Source organism: Janthinobacterium sp. GW458P (genome assembly GCF_002127585.1).
GTDB lineage: Bacteria > Pseudomonadota > Gammaproteobacteria > Burkholderiales > Burkholderiaceae_D > Janthinobacterium.
The window spans coordinates 14,953-31,390 of sequence record NZ_NEGZ01000004.1; the positions used below are offsets into that span (position 1 = coordinate 14,953).

The 16,438-nt window shown below is 65.3% G+C and carries 15 protein-coding genes; 8 read left to right on the forward strand and 7 right to left on the reverse strand.

All coding sequences use genetic code 11. The features are described 5' to 3' along the window. Positions 1 to 104: 104 nt before the first annotated feature. The 6 genes from CBW50_RS04750 to CBW50_RS04775 all read left to right on the forward strand — a co-directional run bounded on the left by CBW50_RS04750 (position 105) and on the right by CBW50_RS04775 (position 7,144). Positions 105 to 1,010: a GGDEF domain-containing protein gene (locus CBW50_RS04750; RefSeq protein ID WP_086144458.1), complete on the forward strand. Its 906-nt coding sequence runs from the start codon at positions 105 to 107 to the stop codon at positions 1,008 to 1,010. Next, positions 1,010 to 2,035 carry an AraC family transcriptional regulator gene (locus tag CBW50_RS04755; RefSeq protein WP_086144459.1) on the forward strand — a complete coding sequence of 342 codons (1,026 nt, stop codon included), beginning with the start codon at positions 1,010 to 1,012 and terminating at the stop codon, positions 2,033 to 2,035. The genes CBW50_RS04750 and CBW50_RS04755 overlap by 1 nt, the downstream gene beginning before the upstream one ends. A 263-nt stretch (positions 2,036 to 2,298) precedes the next feature. Further along, the gene (locus CBW50_RS04760) at positions 2,299 to 3,693 is read left to right on the forward strand and encodes a class I SAM-dependent methyltransferase (RefSeq protein ID WP_086144460.1); all 1,395 of its coding nucleotides are present in this window, start codon (positions 2,299 to 2,301) and stop codon (positions 3,691 to 3,693) included. Positions 3,694 to 3,695: 2 nt separating this feature from the next. Beyond that, positions 3,696 to 5,039 (forward strand): sensor histidine kinase, encoded by a 1,344-nt coding sequence (locus tag CBW50_RS04765; RefSeq protein ID WP_086144609.1) that lies wholly within the window; start codon positions 3,696 to 3,698, stop codon positions 5,037 to 5,039. A 1-nt stretch (position 5,040) separates the two neighbouring features. Then, positions 5,041 to 6,138, forward strand: coding sequence for a hybrid sensor histidine kinase/response regulator (locus CBW50_RS04770; RefSeq protein WP_086144461.1), 1,098 nt, complete (start codon positions 5,041 to 5,043; stop codon positions 6,136 to 6,138). Continuing rightward, positions 6,131 to 7,144 carry a response regulator gene (locus tag CBW50_RS04775; RefSeq protein ID WP_086144462.1) on the forward strand — a complete coding sequence of 338 codons (1,014 nt, stop codon included), beginning with the start codon at positions 6,131 to 6,133 and terminating at the stop codon, positions 7,142 to 7,144. Before CBW50_RS04770 ends, CBW50_RS04775 begins: the two co-directional genes overlap by 8 nt. Before the next feature lie 13 nt (positions 7,145 to 7,157). Here the strand turns inward: CBW50_RS04775 and CBW50_RS04780 are convergent, their stop codons facing one another. Both CBW50_RS04780 and CBW50_RS04785 read right to left on the reverse strand, forming a co-directional pair. After that, positions 7,158 to 7,808, reverse strand: coding sequence for an energy transducer TonB (locus CBW50_RS04780; RefSeq protein WP_086144463.1), 651 nt, complete (start codon positions 7,806 to 7,808; stop codon positions 7,158 to 7,160). 59 nt (positions 7,809 to 7,867) lie between these two features. Further along, positions 7,868 to 8,395, reverse strand: a complete 528-nt coding sequence (locus CBW50_RS04785) for an SRPBCC family protein (RefSeq protein ID WP_086144464.1) — start codon at positions 8,393 to 8,395, stop codon at positions 7,868 to 7,870. A 215-nt stretch (positions 8,396 to 8,610) separates the two neighbouring features. Between CBW50_RS04785 and CBW50_RS04790 the strand changes: the two genes are divergently transcribed. Both CBW50_RS04790 and CBW50_RS04795 read left to right on the forward strand, forming a co-directional pair. Further along, entirely contained in the window at positions 8,611 to 9,396 is a 786-nt protein-coding gene (locus CBW50_RS04790; RefSeq protein WP_086144465.1) for a DNA/RNA non-specific endonuclease, read from the forward strand. Positions 9,397 to 9,420: 24 nt separating this feature from the next. After that, on the forward strand, positions 9,421 to 9,675 hold the full coding sequence (locus CBW50_RS04795) for a hypothetical protein (protein ID WP_086144466.1): 255 nt from the start codon (positions 9,421 to 9,423) through the stop codon (positions 9,673 to 9,675). 31 nt (positions 9,676 to 9,706) lie between these two features. Here the strand turns inward: CBW50_RS04795 and CBW50_RS04800 are convergent, their stop codons facing one another. The 5 genes from CBW50_RS04800 to CBW50_RS04820 form a co-directional block, all read right to left on the reverse strand. Beyond that, positions 9,707 to 10,306 carry a hypothetical protein gene (locus CBW50_RS04800; protein ID WP_086144467.1) on the reverse strand — a complete coding sequence of 200 codons (600 nt, stop codon included), beginning with the start codon at positions 10,304 to 10,306 and terminating at the stop codon, positions 9,707 to 9,709. Beyond that, positions 10,303 to 11,157 carry a hypothetical protein gene (locus tag CBW50_RS04805; protein WP_139842396.1) on the reverse strand — a complete coding sequence of 285 codons (855 nt, stop codon included), beginning with the start codon at positions 11,155 to 11,157 and terminating at the stop codon, positions 10,303 to 10,305. The genes CBW50_RS04800 and CBW50_RS04805 overlap by 4 nt, the downstream gene beginning before the upstream one ends. 91 nt (positions 11,158 to 11,248) lie before the next feature. Then, complete coding sequence (locus tag CBW50_RS04810) at positions 11,249 to 14,113, reverse strand: pitrilysin family protein (protein ID WP_226935678.1); 2,865 nt, start codon at positions 14,111 to 14,113, stop codon at positions 11,249 to 11,251. 154 nt (positions 14,114 to 14,267) lie between these two features. Continuing rightward, positions 14,268 to 15,302 (reverse strand): diguanylate cyclase, encoded by a 1,035-nt coding sequence (locus CBW50_RS04815; protein ID WP_086144610.1) that lies wholly within the window; start codon positions 15,300 to 15,302, stop codon positions 14,268 to 14,270. Positions 15,303 to 15,345: 43 nt separating this feature from the next. Beyond that, entirely contained in the window at positions 15,346 to 16,245 is a 900-nt protein-coding gene (locus tag CBW50_RS04820) for a sensor histidine kinase (protein WP_086144470.1), read from the reverse strand. Positions 16,246 to 16,438 lie beyond the last annotated feature (193 nt).

Below are 16,438 nucleotides of genomic sequence, written 5' to 3' on the forward strand. Positions count from 1 at the left end.
AATGGTGAGCCGTTTGCACCTGCCGCACGGGTGCGCGGCGTGTCATCGTGCCGTCATGGGCGGGCGCTATCGTGGCGGCAGCACCACTTTTAAAGGTTTTCCCCATGCTGCCATTGCACCGTAACAGCCTGATTGCCGCCGCACTGGCGCTGCCCCTGTTTTTTTTGCTGTACGCCACCCTCGGCCATCCGAAACCAGTTGCCATCTGGAAGTGGATGGACATCGTCTGCGAAGGCGGCACGGCCGTCATGGCCGGCGTGTGGTTCCTGTTCACCCTGAGCAGTCGTCCTGGGGGAAGGGTGACGAGCCTGATCGCCGGCGGCCTGTGCGCCATCATGCTCGGTTCCTGGGCCGATTGCCTCGACGAATTCTTCGCCGTCGACAAGCAGGACGTGTGGGATAACTGGCTGGAAGCCTTGATTCCGTTCGGCATGCTGGTGCTGACCATCGGCATGTATTACTGGCGCCAGGAACAGTTCCGCCTGAACGAACACCTGCAAAAGCGCGAGCGCCTGTTCCGCGACCACCGCGCCTTCGACCGCATCACCCAGCTGGCCGACGCCAGCTATCTGCGCACGCAGATGCGCCTGGAGCAGGAACGCCGGCCCGGCCTCGATTGCGCGCTGGTCTTGCTCGACATCGACAGCTTTCACCTGATTAACCGCGAATACGGCCACCGCGAAGGCGACCGCGTGCTGCAAGCCGTGGGCCACATGCTGCTGTTGAACTTGCGCAATGACGATCTGCTGTGCCGCTACGCGGGCGACCGCTTCGCCGTGCTGATGCCGGGCGTGGCCCGCGAGGACGCGGCTGCCAGGGCGCGCCACCTGTGCTATATGGTGGGGCAGATGCGCCACCACGCCAACGACAACCGCGAAATCCGCCTGAGCCTGCGCCATGCCTGCTCGCTCACCGACGGCGTGCCGGAAGTGGTGTTGGCCGAACTGAGCCGGGCCGTGGAAACGCCGCGCCCGGGCGCCAGTCCCGGCCCCGCCACCGCGCCTGCCTGATGCAGCTGAATCAGGCGGGCGACCCCGGCATCGCGGCGCGGCACCAGCCGGCGCTGGTGCTCGACTATGCGCGCAGCCGCGACCTGGCCATGGCGCCGCTGCTCAAGGGCACGGGCCTGGACGACGGCCCGCTGCCGTCCGAGGAAAGCCAGGTTAGCGCCGCGCAATACCTGCAGCTGCTGGCCAACGTGGCGCGCGGCCTCGACAGTGCCGACACGAGCTTCATGCTGGGCCAGCAAATGCTGCCCGGCCATTACGGCGCCGTCAGCCACGCCCTGCTGCAGGCGCAGAACCTGCGCCAGGCCCTGGCCATCCTGTGCGATTTCCATACCTTGCTGTGTCCGCTGCTGCAACCGCGCTTGCGTGTGGCGGGCGACATGCACGTCTTGTACTGGACAGATGCGTTCGGCGCACCGAGCCAGCTGCCGTTTCTGGTGGAAATGCACATGACGGCGCTGGCGGCCATGTGCCGCTGGCTGGCCGGCGAAGCGCTGCCGTGGCGCTTCTGTTTCAACCGTGCCCGTCCGCGCCACGTGGAGCAGCACGAAGTGCACCTGGGCCTGGCGCTGCGCTTCGATTGCCAGGTCGACGCCATGCTCATCGATTCCGCCTGGCTCGACAAGCCCTGGCCGCGCGGCAACGCGACGGCCGCGGCGCTGGCCCTGCGCGCGGCGGCCCTGGCGCCCGTGCCCGCCGCCAGCCTGCTGGGCGCGCTGTACGACTATCTGCTGGCGAACATCCGCTGCGCGCCCACGCTGGAACGCACGGCGCAGGCGTTCGGCGTCAGTCCCGCCACCCTGAAACGCCACCTGGCGCGCCATGGCACGCATTTCCAGGCCGAGCTGGACCAGGTGCGCGCGCACCAGGCCATCTACCTGTTCCAGGCCCATGGCTACGACAACGACGCCGTGGCCGCCTATCTCGGCTTTCATGATGCCACCAACTTCCGCCGCTCGTTCAAGCGCTGGACGGGGCAGACGCCGCAGTTGCTGCGGCACGCATTGGCCCTGTTTGTCTCTGGTTGAACGGGGGCGTTGCGCGCAGGCGCCATGCCAGGTGGTTCCAGAGGGAACAATTGCCCGTTCTGCCACATCCATAGTACACTCGATCAGAGAGCGGACAGACGCGCTGCGAGGCGCTCCGGCACGGCGTCACGCGACGCCGCGACACCGCCATCGCGATGGCGGGCCGGCGGCAGACAACCGGTTTGCCGTGCCTTAACCCCGCCCGGAAACTGGCGCGCCCAGCATGGCGCGCCGGAAGCCGGGCAACTTGATAATGCTCAATCGTGTATTCACAATCGCAGATCGATCCAGTCGTCAGTTTCCGCAACACCCAGGGTGAGGCGGTGCGCGGCACGATTTTCAACTTGCAGCGCAATTCGCTGGTCATGGAAATCTACAATCCCTACTCGATTGTGCAGGTCAGCGAGGTGCTCAACGAGCTGACGGTGCGCATGGGGGCGAAAAACGCCTACGTGGGCAAGGCCGTCGTCATCAGCAGCGTCAATACGGGCCTGACGGCCATCGTTTCCGTCACCCTGATCGACGAATGGCGCGAACTGAGCGACGTGGTGGTGGTCAAGGGCGCCGTGTTGAAAGAGTCGAGCGCCTTTGTCGCCGGCTGGGGCGAGCGTTTCCGCATCCGCCGCGATTACCAGATCGTCGTCAATGAAATGCGCGCCTTTTTGTCGGAAGTGTCGCGCTGGGTCGAGCAGGTCGACTTGTCCGACTCCCTGCCGAAGGAAAACGGCCGCCTGCGCCCCGACGTCTTCGACGAGCTGGCCCTGCCGCTGATGGAGCAAACCCAGCTGTACCTGCGCCAGCTCGAGGTGGAGGCGTCGCTGGTCGAGGAAGAGCGGGCGCCGGCCCACCGCGCCTTCGCCCAGGCGGCGCTGCACCCGCTGATCCTGCGCGCGCCGTTCGTCTTCCGGACGTTTACCAAGCCGCTCGGCTATGCGGGCGACTACCAGATGGTCAACCAGCTGCTGGACGATCCGCGCCAGGGGCCGAGCACGTATTTCCAGATCGTCAACGCGGCCTTTCTGCAGGCGGCCGTGGCCACCGCGCACCGCAACCGCATCGATATCCTGACGGAATTCCTGTCGCAGAAGGCGGCCGCGGCGCGCGCTGCCGGGCGCGTGTATAAAGTGCTCAACGTGGGCTGCGGCCCCGCCATCGAGGTGCAGCGTTTCCTGGAAACGTGCCCCGATGCGCAATGGCTGGCCTTCGAGCTGGTCGACTTCAGCAGCGAGACGCTGGACTGGACGCGCGCGCGCCTGACCACCATCATGCAGCGCACGGGAAGAGTGGTGGAGATCGACTACGTGCACGATTCCGTGCACAACCTGCTCAAGCGCCGCCATGGCGCGGGCGCGACGGGCTTGCCCGGCAGTTTCGACGCCGTGTATTGCGCCGGCCTCTTCGACTACCTGTCCGACAAGGTGTGCGCGCGCCTGCTGCTGCACTTCGCTTCGCGCGTGGGACCGGGCGGGCGGCTGCTGGTGACGAATGTGCATGCCGACAATCCGGGCAAGTTCGGCATGGAGCATTTGCTGGAGTGGCATTTGATCTATCGCAATGAGGCGGGCTTGTCGGCCCTGCTGCCCGAACATGCGACGGAACCGACAATCTATGTCGACGCCACGGGCGTGAATGTTTTTGCGGAAGTGAGCATACCCTGATGATGGATAATCCAGGCCTGCACGCCGGTTACACGGCTGTTTTGCGCGATTTCCGCCTGGAATTTAGCCGCGGCGGGGCCTACACGGGCATCGTGCTGATCCTGCTGGGCATGGGCCTCGATTCGGCCCTGTATCCGGACATGCAGTCGGCTTTCACCAGCGCGCGCATCGTCGTGTCCGCGCTGATCTTTTGCGTCGTGCTGGGCATGCGCACGCAGTGGGCGCAGGACCGCATCCAGGGCCTGACCTTCGTGTGGCTGATCCTGCCGCAGATCATGATCGCGTGGATGATCGCCGTCACGGAAGGCGCCACCTCGATCTATTACGTGGGCATGACCCTGGCCATTTATTCGTCGGGCATCGTGCTGGCCTTCGGCCTGTGGCAGAACATGGTCTTCGGCGCCATTTCCTGCCTGCTGTACGTGGCCGCCTGCGCCTGGCATGCGGGCGGCTTCGACTTGCCGGGCACGTTTGTCGTCAATTGTCTGTTCCTCATCATGTCGGCCAGCATCAGCGCCGTCTTTACCTATTTCAACGAGCGGGCCCGCTTCATGCTGTTCCAGCTGAAGGCGGAAGTGGCGCAAAAGAACACGCAGCTGGAAGAAACCAACAAAAGTCTGGCCGATATCAAGGGGCAGATGCTGCAGCAGGAGAAAATGGCCGCCATCGGCACCCTGGCCGCCGGCATGCTGCATGAAGTGAATAATCCCGTGAATTTCTGCATGATGGCCATCGAGGTGGCCATCGAAGATCCGGCCGCCAAGCAGAGCGCCCTCGTCAGTGAATGCCTGGCCGACGCCAAGCAGGGCATGCTGCGCGTGCAGCACATCGTGTCGGACTTGAAAACCTTTGCCTACCGCAAGAGCGGCAACCAGCTGGAAACGGGGCACTTCCAGTTCCGCAGCGCGCTCGAGGCGGCCATCCGCCTCGTCGGCCACGAAACGAAGAATGTCAGCATCAGCCACGACTTGCCGGTCGACACCCTGGTGCGCGGCGACGAGGCGGCCATCGTGGGCGTGCTGATCAACTTGCTGGGCAATGCCGTGCTGTCCATGCGCAAGGGCAATGCGCCGCCGTTCGAGATCCACGTCACGGCCCGCTGGGACGACAACCGGCTGCGCATCTGCGTGCGCGACAACGGTCCCGGCATCGCCCCGGAAAACCTGGCGCGCGTGTTCGAACCGTTCTTCACCACGCGCGAAGTGGGGCAGGGCCTGGGCCTGGGCCTGAGCATCAGCTATGGCGTGATCGAGCGCCACGGCGGCACCCTCTCCGCCGAAAGCGAGCTGGGCGAGTGGGCCAGCATGAATTTCGACCTGCAGCGCTCCGATTGGGAGGGCCGCTAGCATGGACAACGATAGCCGCGCCTGCGTGCTGTACGTGGACGACGAAGCGCTCGCCTGCAAGTATTTCGAGCGTGCCGTCGGCGCGCGCTACCGCGTGCGCACGGCGCAGAGCGTCGATGCGGCGCTGGCCCTGCTGGAAGACGAGGCCGCCCACGTCGACGTGCTCGTCACCGACTACCGCATGCCGGAGCGCCTGGGCAGCGAATTGCTGCAGGAAGTGGCGCAGCGTTATCCGCATATCGTCTGCATGCTCGTCACCGCCTACGCGGACAAGGACGTGCTGCTGGAACTGATCAACGGCGGCACCTTGTTCCGTTTGCTGGAAAAACCGCTCGACCTGGCTGCCATGCAAACGGCGCTGCAGCTGGCCGTGCAGACGGGGCGCGAGCGGGCCGCGCGGCGCCAGAGCCTGGTGGCGATGGAAGAATCGCTGGCCTTTCTTGCGCATGAATTGAATACGCCGCTGGCGGCCATCGCCAATTTCGCGCGCGGCATCGAACGGCGCGCGCAGGCGGCCGGCGCGCCCCAGGCCGAGATCGGCGAGGCGGCCGCCCTGATGCACGGCAATGCCCGCTATTGCCTGTCCGTGCTGGCCAGCTTTGTCGACACGGTGCGCCTGGCCAGCGCCGGACCCGGCATGCAGGGCGGCCGCAGCGCCGGCAGCGCGCGCCAGCTGCTGGCCGCCTTGCTCGACAGCTATCCCCTGAGCGCGGCCCAGCGCGCCGCCATCAGCGTCGAGACGGGTGAAGACTTTGCCATCGCCGAGTCGCCCAACTGCGTGGCGCTGATCGTCTCGTCCGTGCTGGGCAATGCCTTGCGCTCGGTCAATGATCAAGCCCATCCGCAGATCAGCATCCGCATCGGCGCCGGCCACATCAAGGTGCGCGACAATGGCGCCGGCATCGCCCCCGAGATTGTCGAACAGCTGTTGATCGACCCCGTCAGTGCCAGCAGCGAAGGCGGCAAGGGCTGGGGCATGGTATTTTGCCACCGCATGATGCAATCGTTCGGCGGCAATCTCGACATCGCCACCGAGCTTGGCAGTTCCACCACGGTGACCCTGAATTTTCCAGTACATATAAGGAACGAGCATGATTGACGCCAATCTGCGTTTACCGGCTCAGCGTGAGCCGGCGCAAGGCTTGCCGACGATACTCTACGTCGATGACGAGGCCAACGCCCTCAAATACTTCCAGCGCGCCATCGCGCCGCTGGCCGACGTGCTGACGGCCACCTCGGTCGAGGAGGGCAAGCGCATCCTCGACGAGCAGGCCGACCGCATCGCCGTGCTCGTGTCGGACCAGCGCATGCCCGGCGCCTACGGCAACGAGCTGCTGTCCTATGCCTGGGACCGCCACCCGCACATCGTGCGCATCCTCACCACCGCGTATTCCGAGCTGGAGCACACGGTGGAAGCCGTCAACCAGGGGCAGATCCACCGCTACATCCAGAAACCGTGGGATATCGCGGCCCTGCGCATGGAGCTCAAGCAGGCGCTGGAACTGGCGCGCTTGCGCAATGAACATGCGCAATTGCTGCGCGAAAAGCTGATGGTGCGCCAGCGGCAAGCCGTCGCCAACCGCATCGGCGCCCTGTATGCCCTGTGCGCCAGCCTGGCCGGACCGGAACAGCAGCTGCCCGTGGAAGCGTATCTGTCGGCGGCGCTGACGGCCGGCGTCACGCCGCCCGAACCTGACTGGCTGCTGATGGATTATGCCGACCTGGTCAGTTCGGAAGCCTTCCGCAGCACGGCCTTCGGCGCCGCCGTGCGCCTGCAGCTCGACGCGCTCGAACGCGAACACGCGGGACCGGGCGTGGAGCGGGCCGTCGACATGCTGGCGCCCGTGTTTGGCGCGGCGCTGCAAAACCAGGGCGGCACGGCGCTGTTCCTCGACGGACGCCTGCTGACGGAATTCCTGGAAACGCCGACCACCGCGCCCGTTTCGGCCATCCACAGCTTCTGGCTGGCCAGCCTGCTGTGGCTGGCGCGGCGCGGCTGGTCTTTGCAGCTAAGCAAGGTGGAGCAGGGCTTGCAGGGCAAGCTGGTGCAGGCTGAACCGGCGCTCACGCCCGACCACCTGGCTGCCTGGATCGAGCAGTTCTGAGGGGCGCCGGCGCCTAGGAGTCCAGTTGCCAGACATAGCTGGTGCGCGCCCATTGCTGCAGCGGCGCGCCGTCCTGCATGGCGGGCGCGAAGCGGCAGGCGCTGAGGGCGGCGCGGGCCGCCTCGTCCAGCTGCGGGTGGCCGCTGCTGCGCTCGAGCCGCGATTCCTGCACCACGCCATCGGTGCCGATCAACAAGCCCAGATACGTCGTGCCCTGCGCTCCCTGCGCCTGGGCGGCGGCCGGATAGTCGGGACGGGCGCAGTGGCGCATGTCCACGGTGGCCGCGCGGATGGCGGCGGCGCCATTGGCGAGCACGGCCGTCGGCCGCGCCGTTTCCATGCTGACGGGCAGCGCCACCCATGCCTTGCTGGCCTTGCCATCGATGCGGTAGGGCTGGAAGCGGCATCGCAGCGCCATCGCGCGCGCCGCCCCGTCGAGCCCGGCGTGGCCGCTGCTGCGCTCCACATGTGCTTCGGCGATGCTGCCATCTTCCCGCAACAGCAGGCGCAGCCGCGCCGTGCCTTGCTGCGGCGCGGCCGTGGCGGGCAGCACGACGGGCGGACAGTGCGGCGGCGGCATGGCGGCATCTGCCGCGTGGACATGGCTGGCGGCGGCCAGCAGGGCGGCGGCCGGCAGGCTGCCAGGTAGCTTGATACGGATCAAAGCATTTCCTAAAGAAAACAGGGCCGCGCGGGCCCCGTGTGCAGCGGCGGTGGGCGGGCTTAGCGTTCCGCCGCCGCCTTCAGATTGTTCAGGCCTTTTTCAAAATCCTTGCCGATCATCCGGTCCATGCTGACGAAGACCGTCATGACCTTGCTGACGTAGGGGCTGGGGCCTGTCATGGTCCAGTTCACCTTGGTGCCGTCGCCCTCGGGTGTCATGGTGAAGGTGGTGGTGTTGTGGCTTTCAAACGGTTTCAGGAAGTCCAGCTTGATGACGGTGCGTCCGGGCTGGGTCGCTTCCGTGATTTCCATGCGGCCCGCGCCCACCTTGTCATTGCCTTGCCACGCATATTGCGCGCCCTGGCCGCTGGCCGGGCCCGTGAACGTGCGGCGCATGGCGGGATCGAGTTTTTCCCACGGCGACCAGGCGGCCCAGTAGTGGAAATCCGTGATCAATCCGGCGATTTTCTCGGGCGGGGCCTTGATGGTGATTTCGCGCTGCACGCTGAAGGTGTCCGGTTTGGTGGTGGCATAACCGAGGATGGCGGCGACGACGACAATGATAAGCAGCAGGGTTTTTTTGATCATATGCTCTCCAGATCTTGAATGGTCGATGCGAACGAATCGGGTCAATCTTAGCAGAAATGAATGGCTGTGCGCGGCCGCCTGGCCTTTATTTGCGCCAGCTCCGGGCCGGGCCGCGCGCCTGCCCGTTTTTCGCCGCGCACAGGCGCGCACGCCTCGTTTGTGGCGCGGACCCGCGTCCGCTAGAATGCTGGCCTGCAAAGATTTCAGAGGGAAATATGATTCATCGATCGATCGCCAGGCTGACCCTGGCGTGCGGCCTGCTGGCGTCCGCCTTTGCCGCGAACCTGGCGCATGCCGATGCCTGCCCGGCCCATTACGTGGATGGCCGCAAGCCGGAAATCACCAACCCCAAGCTGGACGTGGCAACGAAAGAGCTGTGCTACAAGGTGTTTGGCGTGATGCACTCCGGTATCACGCGCACGCCGCTATGGTCGGCTGAACATTTGACGGCGAACAGGCTGGACGCGGCGCAGGATTTGTCGCGCGAAAACTCCTTCCATGCGGAACGCAAGCTGCCCGCCGCCCAGCGCGCCGAGCTGGCCGATTATGCGCGCAGCGGCTTCGACCGAGGCCACATGGCGCCCAACGGCGACATGCCGGACCGCCAGAGCCAGCGCGACAGCTTTACCCTGGCCAATATGGTGCCGCAAGACGCGCGCAACAACCGCTACGTGTGGGCCGGTATCGAAGGCGCCGTGCGCAAGATGGCGAAGAAGGAGGGCGATCTGTACGTGATCACGGGGCCGGCTTTTATTGGCGGCAACCTGCGCAAGGTGGGCCGCGTCATCGTGCCCAGCCATCTGTACAAGGCCGTGTACAGCCCGCGCCAGCGCGCCGGCGCCGCCTACTTCATCGAAAACGTCGATACCAAGGCGTATGAGGTGCTGAGCATTGCGCAACTGGAAGACAGGATAGGCATCGATCTGTTGCCGTCGTTGACGCGCCAGCAAAAACTGCGCATGCTGAGTTTGCCCAAGATCAATAGCAAGTCCAAGAAATAACAAGACCGTTGAAAAGGAAATCCCATGTGCGCAAAGAAATTCGTCCCGTATGCCAATGAAAGCGATGTGCTGGAAATCGGCGGCCTGACCATCGAAAACCGTGTCGACCGCATCAGCATCAGCGGCGACATCGACCTGACCCTGGACAAGCCGGGCCTGGCCCTGGCGAAACAGCTGCAAAAACTGCTGGCCGACGTGGTGGCGCAGCTGGAAAAGCAGCAATTGCCGGACCAGCTGCCGCCGCCCGAGGTGACGTCGGTGGCCAATCCCTTCGAGTGACGCCGGCCATGGCCGGGCCGCTTCAGCAGCGTCAGGCCGGGCCGGGAAGCCGCCTGAGTTGGGCCAGCAGCAAATCCCAATGCCAGATTTGCTCTGGAATGTACAATGCGCCGCCCGGCCCCGGGCGCAGCATGACTTCGCTAGCCACGCCTTTTGCCATGAGTTCGCCTTGCGCCCACTGCATCACGCGGCGCTGGCCCGTCAGCCAGCTGCGATGTTCCGGCGACAGCAGCGCCAGGGCGTGGGGCAGGCGACAAGCGAGGGTCTGCCGCAGGCGGATGAGCGCTGCTTTGTCTGTCCGTTCAAAGGCGGGTTCAAGCACGTAGACCTGGCCGGCCGCGTCGCGGACGTCATATTTATCCTGCAGATAGTCGCTGACGCGGTTTCCGCTCACCACGGTCTCGATCTGGCCTGACAGGACGTCAAGCAGGAATGCATTGACGCCGACGTAGCAATACTCGCTGCGGCCATGTACCACATATGCCTCGGCATTGGCGCGGATGATCCAGTAGTCGCCGCGTGCGGACAGGGCGCAGCACTGGATCGCGTGCTTCACGTAGTGCGGCGATTGCGGATCGCCTTCGCAGAACCGCAGTATCGTCGCTTGTGCAGCGTCAGCGCTGATCATCATTTCCGCGCACCCCGTGACCACTGCAGATAATGCAGGGCAAGCGCGATGCCGGCCATGCCGATGCTCCAGTTCCGCAGTTGCCACAGCGACGGCCCCATTTGCGCGGCATACGGTGACGTATATTTGTAGAAAAACATCTGCGCCAGGTACAGGGCGAATGCGGTGGACAGGATGCTGGCCCTGGCCAGGCGTCCCGGTGTGTTGCCCACCCACTCCGCGATCAAAATGACCGGCAAGGCAATAAAGACCAGCTTGTCGCGATGCAGGCTTGCCGGATAGATCTCGGTAATGCCCAGCACAATCGCATTGAAGCACCAGTAGGCATAGACGGCAGCGATGATGTACAGGCACGCGCCGATGCGCCGCCGGCCGCCAGGGCTGGGGCGGGGCAGTTTCGCTGATGCAAAATAAAGCCGGGCATCCTCGCGGTACAGCAGGTAGAGGAAGGTCGCGAACGCCAGTACGGCGAACGGCAGTTGCATGGCGTGGCCGCCCTGTGTCTGTGATGCGATGGCGATTATGTAAGCCATGCTTAGCGTGCCGACAATGACGTAGGCCAGGCGCGCCCACCGCTGCGCGCAGAGCAGGCCTGCGGCAATGAAAAAGTCGGCATAGCCGCCGGCTTCAAGCAGTTGCCATTGCACGCTGCCTGACAGGAAGGTGCCGGTCAGCGGGGCCTCGGGCAGGCGGCCAAACAGCAGGAAGTTAGTGATCGTGTCGCCCATGTTCATGAACAACATATAGGCGATCACGGTCACGCTTGCGGGACGCGGGCGCCGCATATTATTGTCCGCAGGCAAGATTGGCGCGGATGTCTGCGGCGGTGGGGAGTTGAGTACTTCGGATGTCATGCGGATGGACTCGTTCAGAGTTGCTGCGGCAGCGCGCGTGGCGCGGAATCCCATCCGACCGCCAGCATCGGATGGGCGATAGGGCGCCGGCTTACCTGGCGAACGCCTGCGCCGCCGGCGTCACGGTGACGGCCTCAGGCTTGATGTTCAGCTGCATGGCGCCGATCACCTTGTCTTCATCGAGCAGGGCCTGCGGCTTGTTGCCGTCGTACTTGATGGGGGAAAACGCGTCGCTGACGAGCTTTTCCTTCAGGCCGGCCGCATCCTTGGCGACGATCACCACGGACAGGTTCTTTGCCGACAGGTGCTGTTTGATGGCGCGGTTGACATCAAGCACCGTGAGTTTCGACAAGCCGTCACGCATCAGCTTGGTGAACTCGGGCGTGCCATACCATTGCGAATCGAGCGCATAACCGAGCTGCTGGTCCTGCGTCGACGTCATGACGAAGACGTTCTTCATCAGGTAGTCGCGCGTGGCGGCGAAATCGTCCTGCGTCAGGCCGTTGTCGATCAGCTTGCCCAGTTCCGTCAGGGCCACGCGCAGGGCGAAATGGGCGTTGTCCGGCGCCACGGGGCGTATCCAGATTTCGAACAGCTGCGCCTTGCGGCCCAGGTTCGGGTTCGGGAAGAACTGGTACATGCCGCGCGGGAAGGCTTCGATGTACGCGTAATCGCCGTAGTTCATGCCGCGCAGCTCGCGGATGCGCTGGTACAGATAGGAATTCGAGGCGCGGTGCTCGCCCAGCCACGTTTTCGCCAGCCACAGGGCGGGGAAGTCCGCGTGCGTGCGCGTCACTTCCAAAGGCAGGCCGAAGGAAATGGCCGTGGCGCGCGTGTTTTTCTCGATGATTTCCACTTCCAGGCCCTGCGCCTTGCGGCCAGCCGGTTTCACGGTGGCCGGCAGGCCGGGACCGGCCGGCAGCTTGCCCAGCGCCTGCGTCAGCGAGGCCGTCATGGCGTCGGACACGTCGCCGGCAATGCCGACCTTCACGGCGCCTTGCGCGTACGCCGCTTTCCAGAACTGTTTCACGTCGTCGAGGGTGATGGCGTCGATGCCGGCGAGCGTGCCCAGCACGGGGTGGCCGTACGGCGTGCCCGCATACACATTCGTCTGCAGGCGTTCCTTGGCGAATTCCTCTTCGTTATTGTCCTTCAGGTCCAGCAGCAGCGCGTTCTTTTGCGCATCCTTCAGGCGGCGGAAGTCGTCGTCGCGGAAACCGGGCGACAGCAGCAGGGGCAGGGCGATGTCGTTGAACTGGCTCCAGTTATCCTTGTGGATGGCGCCCGTAAACGTCGTCATTTCCTTGTCCGTCTGCTGGCTGAAACTGCCGGCCAGCGGGAACAGGGCCTGGTTGACTTCGTCGATCTTGCGCTCGGACGAGCCGCCGGACGCCACCATGGCGGCCGTCAGTGCGGCCAGGCCTTCCTTGCCTTGCGGGTCGTGCGCGGAACCGGCCGCAAACAGCAGCTTGTAGCGGATCTGTGGCAGCGCGGACTTTTGCACCAGCACGTCGAACTTCGCGTTCGGAGCGGCCGGCAGCAGGCTGGCCAGCTTTGGCGTGGTGGCGATGGCGGCCGGCATGGCTTCGTGCGACAGGGTGGTCACCACCAGGCCGTCGTCCGTCAGGTATTTGCGCGCGGCCGCCTGCAGGTCGGCCGGCGTGAGCGTGTCGATCAGGCGGTAGTACTGGTTGATGGTGGCGTACGAGCGGTCGAAATGCACGAACGACGCCAGGGTGCCGGCGATCTGCTCCGTGTTGTCGAGCGAGCGGATCAAGCCGTATTTCTCGGCCGACTTGGCGTCTGCCAGGTCTTTGTCGCTCACCGGCGTGTCGCGCAGCCGCGCCACGGTGGCCAATATCGCGTCGCGCACGTAGACGGCGTCGGCAAGGTTTTTCACGCGCGCGCCCAGCACGGCCAGGGTCGGGTCGACCCGGTCCGGCGTCATCTCGAACAACTGGTCGACCTTCTGCTCGTTCTGCACCAGGCGTTTATACAGGGGCGAGGTGCGGCCGAACGACAGCGACAGCAGGGTGGCCAGGGCGGCCTGGTCCTTGTCCTTGACGGAAAACGCGGGCGCGTGGAAGCCCACGGCCACCCACGGCAGAGTCGGCGTGGGCCAGGCCACGTGCTTGTAGACGGGGCCATGCGGCTTTGGCTCCACGGGCACGGCCGCCTGCTGCTTGCCGCGCTGCCATTTACTCCAGTATTTTTCCACCAGCGCGATGGCTTGCTGCGGCTCGACGTCGCCGGCGATGATGATGGTGGTGCGCTCGGGACGGTACCAGCGGTCGAAGAAGAGCTTCGAATACGCGTACTGGTTCGGCATATCTTCGATGTCCTGGATGAAGCCCATCGTCGTGTGCTTGTAGGTATGCGTCGTGTAGGCGCTGTCGCGCATCACTTCGAACAGTTTCGAGACGGGATTGGCGCTGTTCTTGTTGTACTCGCCCAGCACGGCCCGCGATTCCGTCTTGAACGCGTCTTCCGCGTAATCGAGGTGCTGGAAGCGGTCCGCCTCCACCTTCAGCACGGTTTCCAGGTCCTGTTTGGCAAACGTCGTGTGGTAATTGGTCAGGTCGTCGCTCGTATAGGCGTTCTGGCGCGCGCCGGCGCGGGTGATGATGTCCTGGTATTTCTCGGGCGGATAGGCCTTGGTGCCGCGAAACATCATGTGCTCGAAGAAGTGGGCGAAACCGGACTTGCCCGGCTCGACTTCATTGCGCGAGCCCGTCTGCACGGGAATCTGCAGCGAAACGATGTTCGGAAAGCCGGTCGGCACGATGATGATCTTCAAGCCGTTGGCCAGGGTCTTTTCCGTGGCCTTGAACGGCAGCAGGTCGGCCTTGGCGGCGGTGGCGCCGTGGGCAGCGGCCGGCCTGACGGGCGCGGCGCCCAGGTTCGACGCGGCCATGGCCGACAGGGCCAGGGCGAAAGCGGGTAATAAAGCAGGCATGATTCTTGACACGGGGGCTCCTTCTTTTTTGGATGTTATGAAAGTGCAACGCCGCAGCATAGAATATTCATGCCGCCGTGCATAGGGGCAAGGCGTTTTGGCATGAAGCGGTGGCCCCGTCAGGGCAGGCTAGGCGCGCCGCAGGGACAGGTGCTCAGGTCAGCGTCGTTTCCGGCAGGCTGATGCGGTTGCGGCCCAGATGCTTGGCGCGGTACAGGGCGCAGTCGGCCGTGTGGATCAGCTGCCCCAGTTCCGTGCCGGGGCCGGGCAGGGCCGTGGCGGCGCCGATGCTGACGGTGACGCAGGCGCCGTCGGGGCGCTTGCGCGGCAGCTGCAGCCGCTCCACGCGCTGGCGGATGCGTTCGGCCACGATGGCCGCGCCCTTGAGCGACTGGTTCGGCAGGATGACGGCAAACTCTTCGCCGCCGTAGCGGGCCACCAGGTCGTTGGCGCGCATTTCGCTGGCCACGGCGCCGGCCACCTTGCGCAGGCACAGGTCGCCGCCCTGGTGGCCGTGGCTGTCGTTGTATTGCTTGAAATTGTCGACGTCGACCATCAGCAGCGACAGCGCCTGCTGCTGGCGCTGCGCGCGCTGCCACTCGGCCAGGAGGGTGTCGTCGAAGCAGCGCCGGTTCGCCAGCCCCGTCAGGCCGTCGCGCGTGGCCAGGCGCTCCAGTTCCACGTGCGCGCGCTTTTCATCGGTCATGTCGCGCAGGGTTTCGACGACGGCGACGAGTTCGCCGTGGTTGCCGTAGATGGGGCTGGCGTCGACGGCCAGGTAGCGGCGGCGGCCCGTGCGCGGCATGTCGCACCAGTTTTCCGCGCACAGATTGTGGCCCGTGCTGTTGCGGTACTGCTGCTGCGCGTACAGGGCGCGCAGGTCGCCGCCGCGCCCGGCCAGCAGCAGGTCGGCCAGGGTGGGGCGCGCGTCGTTGTAGAAGCAGCGGCCCGGCGCGCGCATGCCCAGCACTTCGGCCGCCGGCACGCCCGTCAGCTGTTCGCAGGCGCGGTTCCAGATCATCACCCTGCCATCGACGTCGAGCACAAAGGTCGGCACGACCAGCAATTCCATCATCTTCATGGCGAAACCCTGGGCTTCGCCATAGGGCGATACGCTGGCATGATGTGCGTGGCTGTCCGGCATGTAGGCATCCTTGTAGGGCGGGGAGTGGGGCGGTTCGTTGGCCATGATGCAGCGTGGCTGGCGGCGGGTGTTGATATTGAGCAATATTTCAGCATTGGCCGGCGTTGTCCGCCGGAGGAAGCGGAAGTGGCAGGCTCAGGCGCAAGCGGGTGCCGCCGCCCGTGCGGCTGTCGATGTGCAGGCAGCCGCCGGCGCAGGCCAGGCGTTCGTGCATGCCGGACAGGCCGCAGCCCCGGCGCGCGTTCGCGGCGTGCATGCCGACGCCGTTGTCGCTGACGCACAGCTCGAGCGTGGCGGCGCGCCGGCGCAGGCTGACGCTGACGCGGCTGGCGCCCGCATGGCGGGCCACGTTGGCCAGCGCTTCCTGCAGCGCGTGGTACAGCAGCGGTTCCTGTGCGCCCGCGACGCCGTCGAGGGCGTCGCAAACGCCGTCGCACACGATGCCCGTGCTGCGGGAAAAGTCGGCCAGCAAGCCGTCGAACGCCGCCTGCCAGCCGTGTTCCAGGGCGGGCGGCCGCAAGTCGTCGATGACGCAGCGCAGGGCGGCGATGCTGAGGTCGACGTTGCGCGCGATCAAGGCCAGTTTCTGCGCCAGCTGGGGCGCCGTGGCGGCGCTGTTCGCCTGCAGCATGGCCAGGTCGATTTTCAGGGTCAGCAGGTGCTGGCCCAGGTCGTCGTGGATGTCGCGCCCGATGCGCCGGCGTTCCTGTTCGCGCGCTTTTTGCTGCTCGCAGGCGAGGCGTGCGAGCTCGGCGTCCGCGCGCAAGTGTTCCAGTGTTTGCAGGCGCGTGGCCAGGCGGTGCTGGCGCCACAGCAGCAGGGCCAGCGCTGCCAGCAGCACGGCGCAAGCCGTCGCCAGGTTCAGCGCGGTGTGCGCGCGCGCCAGCGGCGCGTCCGCCTGGCCGGCCTGCAGCGAGGCGCCCGCGCAGGCGCCGAGGCAAGCGGGAATGCCGAGCCTGGCCGGCAGGCGGATGTGGCGTTGCTTCATCTTCTCGCTCCCTCAGATGTTTGCCATCGGGCAATGTCATTACAGAAAATATATTGGCTTGAGGGTATTTATATTGTCTAAACGCAAAAACTGCGCAGATAGCCGCGCCAGCGTCGCATTCTTGTCCGTTTGCCGGCGCCGCCATGCGGCAGGACCGGCATTTGCACGGGATGTGTCGCGGCGGCATATAATA

Bases quoted from the DNA above. Each gene is read 5' to 3' on its own strand.
- CBW50_RS04770 (WP_086144461.1), top strand. From the start codon at position 5,041: ATGGACAACGATAGCCGCGCCTGCGTGCTGTACGTGGACGACGAAGCG.
- CBW50_RS04775 (WP_086144462.1), top strand. From the start codon at position 6,131: ATGATTGACGCCAATCTGCGTTTACCGGCTCAGCGTGAGCCGGCGCAA.
- CBW50_RS04800 (WP_086144467.1), bottom strand. From the start codon at position 10,306: ATGATGATCAGCGCTGACGCTGCACAAGCGACGATACTGCGGTTCTGC.
- CBW50_RS04765 (WP_086144609.1), top strand. From the start codon at position 3,696: ATGGATAATCCAGGCCTGCACGCCGGTTACACGGCTGTTTTGCGCGAT.
- CBW50_RS04790 (WP_086144465.1), top strand. From the start codon at position 8,611: ATGATTCATCGATCGATCGCCAGGCTGACCCTGGCGTGCGGCCTGCTG.
- CBW50_RS04805 (WP_139842396.1), bottom strand. From the start codon at position 11,157: ATGACATCCGAAGTACTCAACTCCCCACCGCCGCAGACATCCGCGCCA.
- CBW50_RS04755 (WP_086144459.1), top strand. From the start codon at position 1,010: ATGCAGCTGAATCAGGCGGGCGACCCCGGCATCGCGGCGCGGCACCAG.
- CBW50_RS04815 (WP_086144610.1), bottom strand. From the start codon at position 15,302: ATGGCCAACGAACCGCCCCACTCCCCGCCCTACAAGGATGCCTACATG.
- CBW50_RS04795 (WP_086144466.1), top strand. From the start codon at position 9,421: ATGTGCGCAAAGAAATTCGTCCCGTATGCCAATGAAAGCGATGTGCTG.
- CBW50_RS04750 (WP_086144458.1), top strand. From the start codon at position 105: ATGCTGCCATTGCACCGTAACAGCCTGATTGCCGCCGCACTGGCGCTG.
- CBW50_RS04820 (WP_086144470.1), bottom strand. From the start codon at position 16,245: ATGAAGCAACGCCACATCCGCCTGCCGGCCAGGCTCGGCATTCCCGCT.
- CBW50_RS04810 (WP_226935678.1), bottom strand. From the start codon at position 14,113: ATGCCTGCTTTATTACCCGCTTTCGCCCTGGCCCTGTCGGCCATGGCC.
- CBW50_RS04785 (WP_086144464.1), bottom strand. From the start codon at position 8,395: ATGATCAAAAAAACCCTGCTGCTTATCATTGTCGTCGTCGCCGCCATC.